Source organism: Laceyella putida, assembly GCF_042665195.1.
Classification (GTDB): Bacteria; Bacillota; Bacilli; order Thermoactinomycetales; family Thermoactinomycetaceae; genus Laceyella; species Laceyella putida.
This window is the reverse complement of record NZ_JBHTBW010000015.1, coordinates 1-16,917: the sequence shown is the minus strand read 5'-3', so window position 1 is coordinate 16,917 and position 16,917 is coordinate 1. Positions and strand designations below refer to the sequence as shown.

Here is a 16,917-nt window from a genome sequence, read left to right as displayed (position 1 = left end):
CACAAGCATCTGATACAATGAATTTTGCTTGAGACAGGAAAGTAAACAAGGCAATCGCCGGTGGAGTACCGCAAGGTCCCACGGGAGGAAAGTCCGAGCTCCATAGGGCAGGGTGCCGGCTAACGGCCGGTGGGGGCAACCCTAAGGATAGTGCCACAGAAATGTAGACCGCCGATGGAGGTGTTTCACCTCACAGGCAAGGATGCAACGGTGCGGTAAGAGCGCACCAGCAGCATGGAGACATGCTGGCTAGGTAAACCCCACCTGGAGCAAGACCTGATAGGAGATCAGCACATGCTTGCGTGTGCAACTGTGGCCCGCAGTGATCTCGGGTTGGTCGCTTGAGCTGAGCAGCAATGCGCAGCCTAGATAGATGATTGCCACTCCAATGGGTGGAAGACGTCACAAGCCGTCGCCATACCACCCGGAGAACAGAACTCGGCTTATTGTTTGCTTTCCACTGGTGCTTGTGACACCAAGACGCTAAGGCGTCTTTTTTATTTGTATCGAATTGTAACAATATTCATTCGATTGGCCGTGCTGTAATCGAAACGAAAAAAGCTTGCCCCCTGTTTGTCATTTCGTTGAAAATGGAGCGTCATTTTGTCATAGTACCCTGAAATCAGGAAAACAAGCAGGGGGGATAAAAATTGAAAAAAACGGTCAAAGCCGCCGTAATCTGGTTATCACCCTGATCTTATTGACTGGATGCTACATCTTGCCATATCTGGAAATGATGAGCCAACCAGGCGAGATGACAAGCATGCTGATGGAATTGCGCAAACGGGAGCTGAAACAGGGACAGCTTGCCTTATTGGTATTGGGGGATTCAGTCGCCTTGGGGCAAGGATCGCAGAAAGAGACAGAAGGATATGCCGGATCGATTGCGCGCTATTTTGAAAAACAGCACATTCATGTTCAATATAAAAATCGCGGGATTGCCGGACTCACCTCAGCCAATCTCCTGCAATTGCTTAAAGAAAACAGGGGATGGCAAGCAGATATCCGGCAAGCCGATCTTGTGCTCATCTCGGTTGGCGGCAATGATATTTTGCAACCCATCTTTTCCCGCGAGCAGTTTCAAGAGACTTTTCAATTGCTAAAAGAGAGTTATCAAGCATATGAAGATATGCTGCGAATGGGGCATGTGGATCAAGCGGCGAATTATTATGCCCAAGTGATTAACAGGTTGGAGAATACCTTGGCTATTGCGGACGCCTCCGATAACTTTCATAAGCAGGTTCTCAATGACTAAGCCGTGTCGCTAATCGGACACGGCTTTTTTCATTCATTCAGCAGGTGATACAGTTGATGGGTGTCGCGAATCAGTTTTTCCTTGGTCTGATAGGGAATATGGCGGTCAAACAAAACAAGGCTGGGCATTTCCTCCAACAAATCACGGGCTAAAGGGGTTTGGTCAAGCAAGATGCAGGTAAGCAAACGATCCGCTTTGCGAATCAGCAAAGGATGTTCCGCCCATCGCGCCAATTGTTCATAGAGATGGTACGATTGATATAATTTGCGTACTGCTTGAAAAGTGCGGTAACGGCGCCCGGGATCGTAGAGCAGGATTTCACCCAATAAATGACGCGTGCTGGATATCAGGTTCCAATCATGTCCCTTGTATTCAAAGTCAGCGTTATGCAGTTGAAACCCCGTAGCGGCCAAATGATCAAAGCCGCTATAGGTCCAATAAGCCGGCCCCGCTTTTGTTTTTGTGAGGCGCAATGACAGGATGGCTTGCCGTTTGTTCCGCAAAACGCGGGTGAGGTCCAACGTCACTGGAACCCAACGGTTGGCCTCATGTTGCGTAATCTTGCTCTGCCAAACGACTTGGTTATCAATGAGCACCTGTTTCACATATGTTCCTTGAACGACATAGGGAGGGTAGACGCTTATATGCCAAAATGCCAATTTCGCTTGGTTGTGCGGTTGCACAAAAATGCGCTGACGCCATTCCACATAATGGCCCGCCGAGCTTTCATCGGCTGGAATCGCTGGCGCGAACAGATTGGCGTACCCATATCCAGATTTGGCGATGCAATCATCTTCTTCCTGGTGGAATTCTTTTTGCAACACATATGTGACGACACCGTCCAAACGGCGCAATTTCAGGCGGGTCAACGCCAGTTTCAGGGCCCCTTCCACATAGTGGACACTCGGATTGGCTGGAGTGGCCGAAAGGCGGCTTGCGTAAATCATCAGGATGAAGGGAAGGCGAACCCGTTCCAAGACCGATTGCACTTCATCCAATTGTTCAATCATGCGGTCAATCTTTTGCGTGTTGCGGTAATGGTCATCGCGAAAGGACATGACCACGCCATCAAACAACGCATGGTATTGTTTTAGCAGCGCGGGGGTGAGAGACGGATAATAAATCTGAGGATAAAACCGCAATTGAGGATTTTCGCTCAGGCCGGCCTCTCTCGCTTTTTTCAAATAATGGGGCGTGAAAAAGGACGCATTGTTGTCGAAATCATCCATCACGATGCCTTTCAAATTGGGAAAGTGGCGGGAAAGGCGGCCGACTGCCCGAAACCAAGCGATATAATCCGTTCCAAATGGTTCCGACCGTTGCAATTGGGCTTCGGACGGGGGCACAAGATAAACCCACACGTGGATGCCGGCTCGGTGAGCGGCGGGTAAAAATTCTTTGCGCAAATCGTCCCAATCTGATTTCTCATGCCAGACCAGATAGAAATAGGTATTCACGTGCAATTCTTTTAAGCGCCGGATGGTTTGTTCCGTATCCACATGAACCAGTCCATCGGCCCGCGGTTTTTTCTCCCTGATTTCGCCACCATAATCCCCAACCAGCGGATAGGGAGAGGGAAGAGCGTTTGAAGCCGATGCGGGAGCAGTGGGTATCATCAGCGCGCAACACAAGCTGATAAACCAACACCGGTATTTCCAGTCTCGTTTGATTAGCCAACTCACCATGGTTTGCTTCTCCTAAGCATAGGACATTCTAGTGCTTAGTGTAAAAACATTGCCGGCAAAATATGTATGAACATAGAAAGCAGACAGAAAGGCAAAACTGAAAGCGTAAAAGATCCATTTCACTTAAAGAGCAGTTCCGTTGGGAAGGTTAAGGAGATGACTAGGAAGAGGTGAATGTATGCGTCTACTGCAAGAATTAACAGAAGCCAAAGGTGTTCCGGGGTATGAACATGAAGTCCGTGCCATTATGGAACGGGAATTGAAGAAGCAGAATGTCAACCTGATTACGGATGGGTTGGGCGGCATCTTTGGTGAGAAAAAAGGGACTAGCGACCAACCCCGCATTTTGTTGGCAGGGCATTTGGATGAAGTTGGCTTTATGGTTACGGAGGTGACCAAAAGCGGTTATTTGCGGTTTACGCCGCTGGGTGGTTGGTGGAGTCAGGTATTATTATCCCAGCGCGTTTCCGTTGTGACGGAGAAGCGCGTGTTTACCGGAGTCATCGGGTCCCGTCCGCCTCATGTGCTGACGAAGGAGGAAATCAATAAATTGGTGCCCATTCGCGAGATGTTTATCGATGTGGGCGCTCACAGTGATGAGCAGGTAAAAGAATGGGGAATTCGCGTGGGCGACCCGGTGGTGCCGATCTGTCCATTTGAAATCATGCCTGACCACGATACCATTCTGGCCAAGGCATTGGATAACCGGATTGGTTGTTATCTGGCCATTGAAGTGTTGCAGCGACTGCAAATGGAGAGCCATCCCAATACGGTGGTCGCCGGCGCGACCGTTCAGGAGGAAGTGGGCTTGCGGGGGGCGGCAACCGCTCCATATGTGGTGGAACCCAACCTCGCCTTCGCTTTAGACGTGGGGGTGGCGGAGGATTCACCGGGCAATGAGGGAAGCGGCAAGGCGAGACTGGGCAAAGGGCCGATGATCACGTTTCTGGACGCTTCGATGATCCCGAATATCCAATTGCGCAACTTGGTCATCGACATCGCGGAGCAGAAGCAAATTCCGTACCAAGTGGATACGATGACGGGAGGGGGCACGGATGCCGGTAAGTTCCACCTCTACAAAAAAGGTGTCCCGTCCTTGGTGATCGGGGTGGCTGCCCGATACATTCACAGCCATGTTTCGATGATTAGCAAGTCGGATCTCGAGCATGCCGCCGAATTGCTGGTGGAAGTGATCAAGGTGCTGGATGAAGCAAAAGTGCAAGAGATGACCCGATTTATTTGAGTGGCAAAACAAGCCCGGCTTTGTTAAGATGAGAACGAGTCATCGAATAGCGGAGGCGATCCAAGTGCAACATAGAGCAGACGCAATCGAGTATATGGAGCGAGTCGTAACCGGAGCTCCTGAGTGGCCAATCGCCCAGATTCAAGCCCAAGTGGGATCGTGGAACCGGGTTTATCTTGTTTTTGTCGATGTGTTAAAAGGGTTTTGTGAAGTGGGGCCTTTAGCCAGCCCGCGTGTGCGCGAGATGGTGAAACCCGTGGCTGAATTGGCCCAAATATTGGAAGCGCAAGGATTGCCGGCGGAGAACATCATCTTTATCAACGATGACCATCCCGTTGACGCTGTTGAATTTGCCGCGTTTGCCCCACATTGCGTCCATGGCACGCCTGAGGCGGAAGTGATGGATGAGTTAAAGCCTTTTGCGGAAAAGCCGGGTGTCCAAGTATACCGCAAAAACGCCACGAATGGCTTATTCGGCGTGAATGAGGCTGGTGTTCGCTTCTGCGATTGGCTGCAGCGGGCTTTTGCCGAAGGGCCCAGCTGTTTCATTGTGGTTGGGGACTGCACAGACTTATGTATTTATCAGAATGCCATGGGTATTCGCTTGCTCGCGAACCAACTCAATGCAAAAACCCAAGTGATTGTTCCCGTTTCTCATGTGCGGACATATGATTTACCTGTGGAGAAGGCGGAGCAAATCGGGGCATTGGCCCATCATGCGGATTTGTTGGATACGGTTTTTCTTTATCACATGCAATTAAATGGCATTCAGCTTGTCTCTCGTTTCACCGACTAAGGTGGACGAGAGCGGCATCTTTTGTGAAAAGGGAAAGTATGATATTCTTAAAGTGTTTGTACGTATTGGGTAAACGGGGTTAGACCATGGAACAAACATTATTTGAGCTATTGCAACAATATGGCTATATCGGGATATTCCTCTTTTTGGTGTTGGGGATTGCGGGCTTACCGCTGCCTGATGAGATTTTGATGACCTTTCTCGGGTATCTCACTTCGATTGGACAACTCAATCTCTACCTCACTTTTCTCAGCTCGTTTTTAGGCTCGGCTTGCGGCATTAGCATCAGCTATTTTCTGGGAGTGCGCTTAGGATACCCATTTTTGAAGAGATATGGCGGCAAAATCTTCATTACGCGCCGTCGTTTGCGCATTACGCAACTCTTGTTCCGCAAGTATGGCAACTGGTTGCTGTTTGCAGGCTATTTCATTCCCGGTGTACGCCATGTCACGGCCTATCTCGCGGGTATTTCCAAGATAACGTTTGCCCGGTTTTCCCTGTTCGCTTATACCGGAGCGTTTTTCTGGTGTGCCACTTTCATCGGTTTGGGGCATATGCTTGGGGCGAACTGGGAAATGGTGTTCGATGTGATGCACAAGTATGGCGCGCGTCTATTGGTGATCGTGCTCCCCGTTGTGCTGATATGGTTGTTTTGGTACCTGAGAAACCAAAGCAACAATTCCTATCACACGAAGCAATAAATAATGAAGGCTAGCACCATCACATCTAGATCGTGATGGTTTTTTTCATGGGGGATGACAGAACATGGTAAAAGTGAACATCCAAGTTGAAGAGGAGCATTGGGAGCTGGAAGTGGCTGAAGGGGCCAATCTCTTGCTGGAAGCGGCGGCGCGGTCCGTTCCCATTCCTTTTCGTTGCACCACGGGTCGGTGTGGAACTTGCCGTGTGCAAGTGACGGCAGGGGCTGATCAGTGTAGTGATTATACCGAATTAGAATTGTTTCATATGGATGGAGCCGATTTAGCCTCAGGGGATCGGTTGGCTTGTCAAACGTTTGTCTATGGTGATGTCTCCATCAAAGTTCCTTGAGGAGTGAATGGCAGATGATATGTCAATTGAATATGGAAGAGCCCGCCACGTTAAGCCGGATTGTGCAGATTCAGCAACTGGCTTATCGCATCGAAGCGGAGATCATCGGTTGTGATCAGTTGCCTCCGCTGAATGATACAGAAGATTCATTGAAATCAACAAAGGAAACGTTTATCGGTCACTATGTTGGGGATGAATTGGCTGGCATCCTTTCATATAAACAGGAAGGTTCGGTGTTGGACATCTGTCGCTTGGCGATAGACCCCAGTTATTTTCGGCGTGGGATCGCTTCCCGCTTGCTTGCTTATGTACTGGGTCTTGATGGCATCACCACATGGGAAGTCCACACCGGAAAAGCCAATCGGCCGGCGATCCGTTGTTACCAAAAGCATGGGTTTATTTGCGCTCGGGAACTGGTTACGCCTGATGGAATTCAGATTGTAAAGTTGAGAAAATAATCAATTTGATTTAAAATAAAATTAAAGCACAAATGAATAGTTTGCCGTGCCACTAGGGGTGCACAGAAATGTGCTGAGAGGAACGACAGGTTCCAACCCTTTGAACTTGAACTGGGTAATGCCAGCGAAAGGAAGTGGGGAAGATCGCGATTCATTTTTTGATCACTAAGCCCGATATCCCCATGGATATTGGGCTTTTTGTGTTGTGGTGATGACATTGGAATTGCATGTGCTTTCAAGCCCTAAGCAAACAATACAAGAGTTGGCGCGACTCTGGTCCAGAATTGCGCCTGAAGTGGACTGTTTTCATTTGCGCTACAAACATCTGTCTGCTGACGAGCTGTACCGCGCCGCCAAAGTTCTTTTGGCTGCGGGCATTCCGGCGAGGTCGTTGATCGTCAACAGCTCCTTGGCGGTAGCGGAAGCACTGGGACTCCAGGGGGTCCATCTTCCTGAACAGAGGGCATTTCCGCACGCAAAGCCCTCGGGAATCAGAGTGGGACGGTCAGTCCATTCCTTGGCGGCAGCGCAACGGGCGGAGCAGGAAGGCGTCGATTATCTCATGGTCGGACATATTTTCCCGTCCGCGTCCAAACCCGGGTTGCCGCCATTGGGTGTCGATCGGTTGCGCGAATGGACCCGGCGCATCCAGATTCCGGTGATTGCCATTGGGGGCATTGGCGTGCATAACGTGGACCGGATCAAACGCGCTGGTTGTCAGGGAATTGCCGTCATCTCCGCAGTGGCCGATCACGAACAACCCGAGCATGTGGTGAAAGAGTTAAAAAGAAGGTGGCAGGATGCATACTAATGTGTTGATTATCGGGGGAGGGGTGATGGGATGTTCCATTGCCTATCACTTAGCTAAACGGGGGATCAAGAGCACCCTGATTGAGCGGGATGCCGTAGGGAGCCATGCCTCTTCCGCGGCCGCGGGAATGTTGGGCGCGCAAGTGGAGATGGAACACCCCGGTCCATTAACGGACTTTTGCTTGCAAAGCCGATCCATGTTTCCCGCTCTCCAAGTCGAGTTGCTGGAGCGGACCGGAGTGGATATTGAATTGAACCGGGCGGGGTTGTTGAAGTTGGCCTGCTCCGACGAGGATGTGCAGCGATTGCGGTTGCGCCAAACGTGGCAGACCGCTTATGGACAAACGGCCCGATGGCTGGAGCGTGAGGATTGCCTGGAACTGGAGCCTTGCCTTCATCCGGATGTGAGGGGAGCCTTGTCTTTGCCAGATGATTGGCAAGTGTCCGCACCCAAGTTGACGCAAGCTTTGGCTTTCGCGGCGCGAAACTTGGGAGTGGCCGTTATGGAACAAACAGAAGTGAAAGCCATCGGGCGGCAAAGCGATCGCCTCTGGCGCGTTGATACCACTGCGGGAAGTTGGATCGCGGAGCGGATCGTGATCACGACGGGTGCATGGAGCCGCTTCATTTCCCAAGCATTGGGTTGGGAACTCCCCATGACGCCGGTCAAGGGCGAGACGATGGCCTTGCGGCCGAAGAAAAGCTTATTTCGCCGCACGCTGTTTGGTCCAGATTGTTACCTTGTTCCCAAGGCGAATGGTGAAATCATTGTAGGAGCGACGGAACGAGTGGGTGAGTGGGAGGAAGAGGTGGCTGCGGAAGCGGTGATGTGGTTGTTGCGCTCCGCGTTTAAGTTGGTGCCTGAATTAAGGGGAAGCTTGTTGGTGCGAAGTTGGGCCGGATTGCGTCCTAGAACGCATGACGCCCTCCCTTATATCGGGCGTTTGGGGGACCTGGACAATATAGTGGTCGCAACCGGACATTACCGCAATGGCATCCTGCTCAGCGCCGCTACGGGTGATGCCGTCGCCCGCTTGATTTTGGGGGAAACGGTTCCCGAATTGGCTGCGTTCTCCCCCAATCGCCTCTGGCAATTGCAGGAGAAGGAGGGATCAGAGTGATCATTCAGTTAAATGGGGAGCCCTATACTTTGGCGGAAGGGATTGAGAACATCGCTGATCTTGTCGCCGCTTTGCACTTAACCGCACGGATTATTGTAGTCGAACATAACCGCACCGTATTGAAGCGGGACGACTATCCGCAGGTACAGTTACGAGCGGGGGACCAAGTGGAGATTGTACAATTTGTTGGGGGAGGTTAAACATATGCTTAAAATAGGAAATCATTCGTTTCGTTCCCGGTTGTTTTTAGGGACAGGGAAATATCCTTCGTTTGAGGTGCAAAAAGAGGCGGTGAAAGCATCGGGTGCCGAAGTGTTAACTTTTGCGGTGCGTCGAATGAACATCTATCAACAAGACCAGCCGAACTTTCTGGAAATGTTGGATTTATCGCGATACAAGCTTTTGCCGAATACGGCGGGAGCGAAATCGGTGGAGGAAGCGGTGCGGATCGCCCATCTGGCTCGGGCCTCCGGTTTGTGTGACATGATCAAAGTAGAGGTCATTGCCGATGATAAAACGTTATTGCCCGATCCCATCGCCACCTTGGAGGCGACGAAGATTTTGGTGGAAGACGGATTTACAGTGTTGCCCTACACCTCGGACGATCCGATTTTGGCGCGCAGGTTATGGGAGGCGGGCGCCCATGCCATCATGCCGGGAGGTTCTCCAATCGGTTCTGGACAAGGGTTGTTGAATCCGTTATATCTCCGTTACATTATTGAAGATTCGCCGGTTCCCGTCATTATCGATGCGGGCATCGGTTCACCCGCGGATGTGGCGCAAGCGATGGAATTGGGAGCGGACGGCGTTTTGCTGAATACGGCAGTCGCGGGTGCGAAAGATCCGGTCAAGATGGCCCAAGCGATGAGATTGGCAGTCGAAGCCGGCCGCTTAGGTCTGGAAGCGGGCCGCATTCCCAAACGGGTGGTGGCCATTGCCAGCAGTCCAATCGAGGGGATGTTGAGTTAAGCATCTTCCAATGTACACAAAAAAGCCAAATCCCGTGTCTTTAGGCCACTGGATTTGGCTCTTTTTTCATATTACATTTGAACAGGTCGAGCCACCGTGGGTTGCTTGCCTGTTTTTTCTTTGCGGGTGCGGTAACGGGAGATATTGAGCAGGATGCCCAAACCGATCAATTTAATGATCAAAGCGGTTCCCCCATAGCTGATCAACGGCAAGGGAACGCCCGTTACCGGGAGCATGGCGGTGACAACACCCAAGTTAAAGATGGCTTCGACGGCCATAATGGTGACGATCCCAATCCCGAGCAAAGTGCCGAACTGATCGGGCGCTTGCAATGCGATGAGTACCCCGCGCACGATAAACAGGATAAACAGCAGAATGACAAATGACCCGCCGATGAACCCCAATTCTTCCGAGATGATGGAGAAGATGAAATCGGTGTGGGCTTCAGGCAGATAAGCCAGCTTTTGGATGCTTTCCCCCAATCCCACCCCGGTCAAGCCGCCCGGACCAATGGCGATGAGCGACTGCATGATCTGGTACCCCTCATCGTTGGGATTGCTCAGAGGATTTAATAATGTGTGCAACCGTTCGATCCGATAATCACTTGTCAGCATGACGAGGACCAAAACGGGCACTCCCGACAACAGCAGCAAGGATAAGTGTTTCAAACGTGCACCGGCGCAATAGATGATGATAAAGCAGGTAGCGATAATGATTACCGTTGCGCTGAAGTGCGGTTCCATTACGAGCAGGGAGGCTACCAGTCCGATGACAATCAGCGGAGGCATCAAGGCGCGCTTAAAGTTATCCAATACGGGTTGCTTTTTCACCATGATGGAAGCCGTATAGATGATCATGCCCAATTTCACCAGCTCCGACGGCTGAAAATCCATGAAGCCGATATTAATCCAACGGCGGGCCCCGTTGCGCACCTCGCCAAAAAGAAGCACGGACAATAAAAATAAGAGGGAAACGATCAAAATGATCCCCACATATTTACGGTACAGCTGGTAGGGAATATTGGAGATCACAAAGAAGAAAACAAGGCCCAACAATCCAAAGAGCAATTGTTTTTTAAAGAAATAATATGAGTCCTGCAAATCCACATATCCTTTAAAATAACTGGCGCTAAAAACCATGATCAGGCCAAAACCCAATAAAGCGAAGGTTATTAAAATGAGCCAAAAGTCAGGTTTGCCACGTTTCATAATCAAAATCTCCTTCTGCGAAGAGTTTTTCTCTATAATGATTATAAATAGTGAGCGTTGAAATCCCGTCCGATCGATTCAATCCGGTTTGATGGGGAAATAGGTTTACCCACACATGTTCGTTTGTTAAGCTTTGATTAGTTGTGATGGGACAAGTGGCTTGCACATAAGCTGTGCCGCTTCCCGTAGGATAAAGAAATGACCCAAAAATCCCTTGTTTTGTCGTAAGGGAGTGTCAAGATAAGATGATAGATTATGAATGCAAAAAGGGGCAGGAGGATCATGAGAACAATTCAAAAAAAAAGGTTCTTAATCCTTAATATTGATCCATTCATCATCATCGTGTTATTGGTGTTAGCCGCTATCAGCATTGTTGCCATATCGAGTGCAACTTACACCGATGATCCTACATATGTAAATAAGCAGATCGTATGGTATGTAGTGGGTTTTCTATGTATGTCTATTTTTCTCCTGTTTGATTATAAAATTTTGTCGCAAGGGAGATTTCTGTATATTCTTTTTGGGTTCAGCTTGTTACTAAACATATTGGTGATGGTGCCTGGGCTGGGTGTCGAAGTGAATGGCGCCCAACTGTGGTTCCGTATCGGTGGGTTCCAATTTCAACCTTCGGAAATGATGAAGCTGGTTTTGATTCTGATCTTAGCAAAAGTGTTGGCGAAGAAAAAGGGAAACACCTGGTCCGACCTCTCTTCGCTCGGGCGAATCTCCCTGTTGTTCGGTGTGCCATTTCTCATTATTTTAGCACAGCCCGACTTGGGTACGTCACTCATTCTCTTTGGTATTTTGCTCAGCATGTTGCTGGTTGGCGGATTGAATTGGAAATGGTTTCTGGCGGGGCTCTTTGTGATCGGCTCGATTGCCGGCAGCGTCCTTTTGCTGTATGTCACCGATTCGCCCCTATTGCACGTCATTTTGCGGCCGCACCAGATTGAACGGATTCAAATCTTCATTGATCCGGCGTCAGACCCTTCCGGAGCGGGATACCAATCGACTCAGGCGAAGATCGCCATTGGGTCCGGGATGCTGAAAGGCAAGGGATTTCACCAAGGAACCCAAGCGCAAGGGAATTGGATTCCCGAGCCGCATAATGATTTTATATTCGCCGTCTACGCTGAGGAATTCGGCTTTATCGGCGCCAGCATTCTCATCTGCGCGTATTTGTTTTTGATCTATCGCATGCTGGTCGTCGCTTTGCGTTCCAACCACCTTTTTGGCACCTACATCGTGGCTGGCGTCATGGGGATGTTTGTGTTTCAGATCTATCAGAACATCGGGATGACCATTGGGTTGATGCCGATTACGGGGATTCCTTTGCCTTTGATCAGTTATGGAGGAAGTTCGCTGTTGACGCAAATGCTGGCCATTGGATTCGTCATCAATGTCGGCATGCGTTCACAGACGGATGCATTGTCATTTTGACATCCGCGTTCGCTCATTCAAACACCTGCGTGCTCTTGCTGAGCCCACGTCGTGTTTGCGTGGGTGGCACTCCCTTCCTCGCCTTCCCAAGCGATGGGAAAGGGCAGGTGGAAATTGGTAAGTTCAACCTATATATTTACAGTTTTTTGATTTATATCAAGTGGTTGTCATGAACATGGACAAAACAGGGTATGGTTATGATAGAGAGGAGTGAAACGACAGACATGATCAATGTCTTATTTATGCTCACATTTATCGTCGGCTTGGCGCTGACGTTATGGGCCCAATGGAGAGTGCGGGGCAATTTTGACCGATGGTCCCGCGTGGCGGCGAGATCAGGTCTTACCGGGGCTGAGGTGGCGCGCCGAATACTGGATGCGAACGGCTTACATCATGTGCCTGTCCAGATGGTGCCGGGACGGTTATCCGACCATTATGATCCCATCGCTCCCGCCGTGCGCTTGTCTGAGTCCGTCTATCACTCTCATTCGATCGCAGCGATTTCCGTGGCGGCGCATGAGTGTGGCCATGCTTTGCAACATAAAGAGGCATACGGGGCGCTGGTGCTCAGGCACCGGATGGTTCCCCTGTTAAACATCACTTCGGGCGCCGCTCCGTTCCTTTTGTTTGCCGGTGTGGCATTCCGCATGGCCGGCCTGTTGCTGTTGGGGCTCGTTTTCTTCTCAACGGTCGTGCTGTTCCATCTGGTGACGTTGCCTGTCGAATTCAACGCGAGCGCACGAGCCAAAAAAATCATGGCGCAACAAGGTTTCATCAGTGGAGCCGAGGAAGAGCGGGGCGTGCGCCGGGTGTTGGGTACGGCCGCGTTTACGTATGTGGCGGGGGCCCTGGTTGCCTTGATGGAATTGTTGAAATATGTTGTGCTCCTGTTCTTTCAAACCAATAATGATGACTAAACGGGGAGGGGGAAAACCCCTTCCTGTTTTTTTGCCATTAACCACCATGGTTTCCTGATTCTCATCAGGGATGAGGTACATATTCCAAGGGGTGAAATCCATACTAACTTTGAGCGGAACCAAATCAAAGTCAAAGGAGGGAAACCACAAGTGAAGCAAAGAAAATGGATCATGGGCACCGTGGCAACCGGTTTGATCTTAACGGCGCTTACCGGATGCGCGACCAATAAGAAAGCGATGGAAGACCGTCAAGATCGGGGCTTGCGCACCACCAGGGTGACGGATCGGACGTATCGGCAAATCAACCGTCCGGAATATCCGAATGTGGCGAGAGACCGTTATGACACCTTGGACGATAACATGGGGCGGGGCGTCCGATTGGCGGATAACGTGGCAAACGACATCGCCCGCATGCCGGAAGTGGAATCCGCCTCAGTCATTGTCATGGGGCGAACGGCTTACCTTGGCGTCGTGTTGGAAGAAAGAGTTGGTGATGGCAACATCTCGCAGCGCTTAAACCAACGGATCTCGGCTCGTGTCCGTGCAATTGATCCGAGCATCCGCCGGGTGTATGTGTCGCAAAACCCCGATTTCGTCAAACAAATGAATAACTATGCGCAAGATTTGCGTCAAGGGCGTCCAGTGCGCGGTTTCATCAACAATTTGACGGATATCATCCGTCGGACATTTCCGGAAGCCAGGTAAATGGGATAGGGCGGAGAACTTCAACCGCCCTTTTATTTTTTTATGTTTGCGTTAGCCGAGTTGTGGATCAAACGAACCACGGGCTTTATCCTAAAAAAGGGTTTTATGACAATACAAAAGTGATGTTTCATTTAAAAGGATTTTATATAATGTTAATAGGGAGTTGCAATGGGGGAGGGTGTCGGCCATGAAAAGATTAACTCCGATGGAAATCTTTAACAAAGATTTCAAGCATTCCATCAGAGGATACGATATTGAAGAAGTCAATGAGTTTTTGGATCATGTCATTAAGAGTTATGAAGATGTATTGCAAGAGAATGAATATTTAAAAGAGCAAATCAAAAAGCTCAAAAGCAACCAAGGGCGACGAAGCGGCAATGGGCCAGCCCATGCGGCAACAGGTGGCGAATACGACGAAGTGATCCGCGATATCCTGATGCGCCTCGAACATCTGGAATCGCTGGTGCTTAGATAAAGGAATGGGGGATGGCAGCCGTGTCCAAGTTCCAACGCTTTTTCAGTGGGGTGACAGAAACCCATGACAACGCAGAGGAAAAAGAGTTGCGAACCCGGTATTACCGCAATCGATTGCGCGATGCCGTGGAAGCGCTCAAACAGATTCCCAATCAAAAGACCGGTTTTCACTTGGTTCATGTCGATGAAAAGCGGGGCGAGATCATGCTGGAGTATAAAAATGGATTGGGCATGAAGCATGATTTGGTTGTCACTGTATATGAATTGACTCCCATTCAGCTAGCTGTTGATGTGCATGCCGCCTTGCGGTCGCGTTTTGTCGATCTGGGGTGGAATGTCAAAGCGATCGGTGACATATACGAAGCGTTAGATCGGCAATTGACGAAAGATGAGCGAAGATAAGAACCGTCTGCCGAGAAGATACATAAATGTTGGAGAAGAGAAGTGCACCAAAGCACTTCTTTTTCTCTCGATAATATTCAGTTTATTAAATCGATATAATATAATTAATATATTGGTCGTTTTCTTATAAATCAAAAAAAATGGGGGCTTGGATAACGAAAAAGGGGGAAGTGATTTTGAGACGTTTTGGATTTATTACATTGACCATCCTTTTTGTAACCGTGATGCTCTTGGCTGGCTGTTCGACGGAGGCGGACAAAGGATCGGCTGACAAGACATTGCAACTCAACTTGACCGGTGAACCGGCTTCCCTTGACCCGGCGGATGCGTTCGACACCGATACCCTGGATGTGACCCACAACTTATTTGAAGGATTGATGCGTCTGGACGAAAAGCACAAGCCGCAACCCGCCGTCGCTGAGAGCGTGGATGTGAGCTCTGACGGCTTGACCTACACGTTTAAACTGAAAAAAACCAATTGGTCCAATGGCGAACCGGTGACGGCCCACGATTTTGAATATGCTTGGAAACGCGCGCTCAATCCCAAACGCGCCTACCAAACGGCATTCCTGTTCTACTTCATTGAAGGGGCCGAGGAGTACAACACGGGCAGAGGAGCGGAAGATCAAGTCGCTGTCAAGGCAACGGACGACACCACTTTGCAAGTGAAGCTGAAGCAGCCGACGCCTTCCTTCCTGGAACTGGTGTCTTACCCTTCTTACGCCCCGGTGAACAAAAAAGTGGATGAGCAAAACGAGAAATGGCATGCCGAAGCCAAAACGTATGTGAGCAACGGGGCCTTCAAACTGACGGAATGGAAACATGATGCGGAGCTGAAAGCGGAGAAGAATGAACATTATCACCAAAAAGACAAAGTGAAATTAAGCGGGCTCCACTTCGCCATCATCAATGACAATAAAACCGTCTACACGATGTTCAAAACGAAAAAACTGGATGTGGTCGGCAAAAGCCAGGTGCCGGCTGACCTTGTCCCTTCCCTCATCGAGAGCGGGAAATTGAAGCCGTCGGAAGGAAACGGCTTGGCCTTTTTCCGCTTTAACGTGAGCAAAGAACCCTTTACCAATCAAAAAGTGCGGAAAGCGTTTGCCCTCTCCATCGATCGCAAAACGATCGCGGAACAGATCATCGCGGGTGGTGAGCAGCCCGCCTACGGATATGTGCATCCTTCCGCGCCAAACGAGTTCCGCAAACAGGGAGGCGACCTGATCCAGGATAACCAAGCGGCGGAGGCGAAAAACTTATTGGAAGAGGGAATGAAAGAAGCGGGTTGGAGCAAGTTGCCGGAAGTCACCTTATTGTACAGCAACTCCAATGAGAAGTATAAAAAGGTGGCGGAAGCGGTGCAAGAAATGGTTCGCAAAAACTTGGGCGTGGACATCCGTTTGCAGGCCAAAGAGCGGAAAGTCTTCTTTGCCGATGAGCGGGCGAAAAATTACACCATGTCCCTTTCCAGCTTCTTGGCGGATTACAACGATGCTTACAACTACCTGGAAAGCTTCCAGACGGATCATTCCATGAACCGGACGAACTGGAGCGACGCCAAATACGACGAGTTGCTGATGAAAGCCGCCCAAACGGCGGATGTGAAAGAGCGTGACAAAGCGCTTCATGAAGCGGAAAAAATCCTGATCGATGAAGCTCCGTTGACGCCCTTGTATTTCTATACCAACGCGGTGGTCGACCAGCCGGGGGTGACTGGTATCATCCGCCATCCAGTGGGGCCATCCGACTATTCCCAAGCGGACAAAACAAAACAATAAGGGCTTGCCACCTGTATGAACAGCCGCGCGATCACTTGCGCGGCTTTTTTCTGCGCGCCGGATGGTGTTTATTTACAATTAATTATTTGCGAAAAGGAACATACTAAGTGCAAGAAGGAAAAAGGATGGAGGGTCATTTATGCCTGATAAACCAAAGCAAAAGATTGATGAAGAAAACAAAGCCCATGACAATGATTTTGATGAGGAAGTGGCGGCGGAATTTTCGCCAACCCCGGCAGGTGTACCGATCAGAACGACCGACAAGGGGCTTAAAGACGAGAAAGACCGCGATCGCGCAGACGTGGAGAACAAAGGAAACGGCTTGGGCATCACCGCGTTGATTTTAGCAGTTCTCTCCTTCTTCATGTTGCCTTTTTTACTTGCCCCGGCGGGGATTATCATCGGCGCGGTGGCGGCTCGACGGGGAAGCGGTTGGGGCATCTGGGCCGTTGTGGTGGGAATCATTGCGGTGATCGTTTCCCTGTTCATCCTGCCGTTCCGGTTGATTTTTTAACGATTGTCTAAAAAGCTCCCCAAAAAGAGACTGATGCAAAAGCAAAACATGATTTGTAAAAGTGCCTTCGGGCACTTTTTTTGTTACAC

The 16,917-nt window shown here is 50.0% G+C and carries 19 protein-coding genes, 1 other RNA gene and 1 riboswitch; of the genes, 18 read left to right on the top strand and 2 right to left on the bottom strand.

All coding sequences use genetic code 11. The annotated features are described in order from the left end of the window. The first annotated feature begins 38 nt into the window (after positions 1–38). An RNA gene (gene rnpB / locus ACFQNG_RS05475) (RNase P RNA component class A) lies at positions 39–461 on the top strand. 257 nt (positions 462–718) lie between these two features. Further along, the gene (locus ACFQNG_RS05470) at positions 719–1,255 is read left to right on the top strand and encodes an SGNH/GDSL hydrolase family protein (protein ID WP_379863876.1); all 537 of its coding nucleotides are present in this window, start codon (positions 719–721) and stop codon (positions 1,253–1,255) included. A gap of 29 nt (positions 1,256–1,284) precedes the next feature. Here ACFQNG_RS05470 and ACFQNG_RS05465 read toward each other — a convergent pair whose 3' ends face one another. Then, on the bottom strand, positions 1,285–2,940 hold the full coding sequence (locus tag ACFQNG_RS05465) for a hypothetical protein (RefSeq protein ID WP_379863875.1): 1,656 nt from the start codon (positions 2,938–2,940) through the stop codon (positions 1,285–1,287). A 178-nt stretch (positions 2,941–3,118) separates the two neighbouring features. Here ACFQNG_RS05465 and ACFQNG_RS05460 point away from each other — a divergent pair, with 178 nt between their 5' ends. The 9 genes from ACFQNG_RS05460 (at position 3,119) to ACFQNG_RS05420 (ending at position 9,387) form a co-directional block, all read left to right on the top strand. Continuing rightward, entirely contained in the window at positions 3,119–4,183 is a 1,065-nt protein-coding gene (locus tag ACFQNG_RS05460) for a M42 family metallopeptidase (protein ID WP_379863874.1), read from the top strand. 64 nt (positions 4,184–4,247) lie between these two features. Continuing rightward, entirely contained in the window at positions 4,248–4,979 is a 732-nt protein-coding gene (locus ACFQNG_RS05455; protein WP_379863873.1) for a cysteine hydrolase family protein, read from the top strand. An 86-nt stretch (positions 4,980–5,065) separates the two neighbouring features. After that, positions 5,066–5,680 carry a DedA family protein gene (locus tag ACFQNG_RS05450; protein WP_379863872.1) on the top strand — a complete coding sequence of 205 codons (615 nt, stop codon included), beginning with the start codon at positions 5,066–5,068 and terminating at the stop codon, positions 5,678–5,680. Between the two features lie 64 nt (positions 5,681–5,744). Beyond that, positions 5,745–6,029: a 2Fe-2S iron-sulfur cluster-binding protein gene (locus tag ACFQNG_RS05445; protein WP_379863871.1), complete on the top strand. Its 285-nt coding sequence runs from the start codon at positions 5,745–5,747 to the stop codon at positions 6,027–6,029. 14 nt (positions 6,030–6,043) lie between these two features. Beyond that, on the top strand, positions 6,044–6,487 hold the full coding sequence (locus ACFQNG_RS05440) for a GNAT family N-acetyltransferase (protein ID WP_379863870.1): 444 nt from the start codon (positions 6,044–6,046) through the stop codon (positions 6,485–6,487). Positions 6,488–6,531: 44 nt separating this feature from the next. Beyond that, positions 6,532–6,637: riboswitch (TPP riboswitch) on the top strand. 61 nt (positions 6,638–6,698) lie between these two features. Further along, a complete protein-coding gene (locus ACFQNG_RS05435; protein WP_379863968.1) occupies positions 6,699–7,298 on the top strand; it encodes a thiamine phosphate synthase in 600 nt (199 codons plus the stop codon). Continuing rightward, positions 7,288–8,418, top strand: a complete 1,131-nt coding sequence (thiO, locus tag ACFQNG_RS05430; protein ID WP_379863869.1) for a glycine oxidase ThiO — start codon at positions 7,288–7,290, stop codon at positions 8,416–8,418. The genes ACFQNG_RS05435 and thiO overlap by 11 nt, the downstream gene beginning before the upstream one ends. Further along, a complete protein-coding gene (thiS, locus tag ACFQNG_RS05425) occupies positions 8,415–8,618 on the top strand; it encodes a sulfur carrier protein ThiS (RefSeq protein WP_379863868.1) in 204 nt (67 codons plus the stop codon). The genes thiO and thiS overlap by 4 nt, the downstream gene beginning before the upstream one ends. A gap of 4 nt (positions 8,619–8,622) precedes the next feature. Then, positions 8,623–9,387 (top strand): thiazole synthase, encoded by a 765-nt coding sequence (locus ACFQNG_RS05420; protein ID WP_379863867.1) that lies wholly within the window; start codon positions 8,623–8,625, stop codon positions 9,385–9,387. 71 nt (positions 9,388–9,458) lie between these two features. Here the strand turns inward: ACFQNG_RS05420 and ftsW are convergent, their stop codons facing one another. Beyond that, a complete protein-coding gene (gene ftsW / locus ACFQNG_RS05415; RefSeq protein WP_379863866.1) occupies positions 9,459–10,595 on the bottom strand; it encodes a putative lipid II flippase FtsW in 1,137 nt (378 codons plus the stop codon). Positions 10,596–10,877: 282 nt separating this feature from the next. On the opposite strand from ftsW, the gene rodA reads away from it, so the two are divergent. The 7 genes from rodA (at position 10,878) to ACFQNG_RS05380 (ending at position 16,828) form a co-directional block, all read left to right on the top strand. After that, a complete protein-coding gene (gene rodA / locus ACFQNG_RS05410; protein ID WP_379863865.1) occupies positions 10,878–12,035 on the top strand; it encodes a rod shape-determining protein RodA in 1,158 nt (385 codons plus the stop codon). A gap of 197 nt (positions 12,036–12,232) precedes the next feature. Continuing rightward, positions 12,233–12,952, top strand: coding sequence for a zinc metallopeptidase (locus ACFQNG_RS05405; protein WP_379863864.1), 720 nt, complete (start codon positions 12,233–12,235; stop codon positions 12,950–12,952). Between the two features lie 150 nt (positions 12,953–13,102). Then, positions 13,103–13,657 carry a YhcN/YlaJ family sporulation lipoprotein gene (locus ACFQNG_RS05400; protein WP_379863863.1) on the top strand — a complete coding sequence of 185 codons (555 nt, stop codon included), beginning with the start codon at positions 13,103–13,105 and terminating at the stop codon, positions 13,655–13,657. A gap of 187 nt (positions 13,658–13,844) precedes the next feature. Then, a complete protein-coding gene (locus tag ACFQNG_RS05395; RefSeq protein ID WP_379863862.1) occupies positions 13,845–14,132 on the top strand; it encodes a DivIVA domain-containing protein in 288 nt (95 codons plus the stop codon). A 20-nt stretch (positions 14,133–14,152) separates the two neighbouring features. Beyond that, entirely contained in the window at positions 14,153–14,533 is a 381-nt protein-coding gene (locus ACFQNG_RS05390) for a hypothetical protein (protein WP_379863861.1), read from the top strand. Between the two features lie 176 nt (positions 14,534–14,709). Beyond that, the gene (locus tag ACFQNG_RS05385; RefSeq protein ID WP_379863860.1) at positions 14,710–16,314 is read left to right on the top strand and encodes a peptide ABC transporter substrate-binding protein; all 1,605 of its coding nucleotides are present in this window, start codon (positions 14,710–14,712) and stop codon (positions 16,312–16,314) included. A 139-nt stretch (positions 16,315–16,453) separates the two neighbouring features. Next, the gene (locus ACFQNG_RS05380) at positions 16,454–16,828 is read left to right on the top strand and encodes a hypothetical protein (protein WP_379863859.1); all 375 of its coding nucleotides are present in this window, start codon (positions 16,454–16,456) and stop codon (positions 16,826–16,828) included. The last annotated feature ends 89 nt before the right edge of the window (positions 16,829–16,917 follow it).

Bases quoted from the DNA above. Each gene is read 5' to 3' on its own strand.
- ACFQNG_RS05465 (WP_379863875.1), bottom strand. From the start codon at position 2,940: ATGGTGAGTTGGCTAATCAAACGAGACTGGAAATACCGGTGTTGGTTT.
- ACFQNG_RS05460 (WP_379863874.1), top strand. From the start codon at position 3,119: ATGCGTCTACTGCAAGAATTAACAGAAGCCAAAGGTGTTCCGGGGTAT.
- ACFQNG_RS05450 (WP_379863872.1), top strand. From the start codon at position 5,066: ATGGAACAAACATTATTTGAGCTATTGCAACAATATGGCTATATCGGG.
- ACFQNG_RS05445 (WP_379863871.1), top strand. From the start codon at position 5,745: ATGGTAAAAGTGAACATCCAAGTTGAAGAGGAGCATTGGGAGCTGGAA.
- ACFQNG_RS05440 (WP_379863870.1), top strand. From the start codon at position 6,044: ATGATATGTCAATTGAATATGGAAGAGCCCGCCACGTTAAGCCGGATT.
- ACFQNG_RS05435 (WP_379863968.1), top strand. From the start codon at position 6,699: ATGACATTGGAATTGCATGTGCTTTCAAGCCCTAAGCAAACAATACAA.
- thiO (WP_379863869.1), top strand. From the start codon at position 7,288: ATGCATACTAATGTGTTGATTATCGGGGGAGGGGTGATGGGATGTTCC.
- ACFQNG_RS05420 (WP_379863867.1), top strand. From the start codon at position 8,623: ATGCTTAAAATAGGAAATCATTCGTTTCGTTCCCGGTTGTTTTTAGGG.
- ftsW (WP_379863866.1), bottom strand. From the start codon at position 10,595: ATGAAACGTGGCAAACCTGACTTTTGGCTCATTTTAATAACCTTCGCT.
- rodA (WP_379863865.1), top strand. From the start codon at position 10,878: ATGAGAACAATTCAAAAAAAAAGGTTCTTAATCCTTAATATTGATCCA.
- ACFQNG_RS05405 (WP_379863864.1), top strand. From the start codon at position 12,233: ATGATAGAGAGGAGTGAAACGACAGACATGATCAATGTCTTATTTATG.
- ACFQNG_RS05395 (WP_379863862.1), top strand. From the start codon at position 13,845: ATGAAAAGATTAACTCCGATGGAAATCTTTAACAAAGATTTCAAGCAT.
- ACFQNG_RS05380 (WP_379863859.1), top strand. From the start codon at position 16,454: ATGCCTGATAAACCAAAGCAAAAGATTGATGAAGAAAACAAAGCCCAT.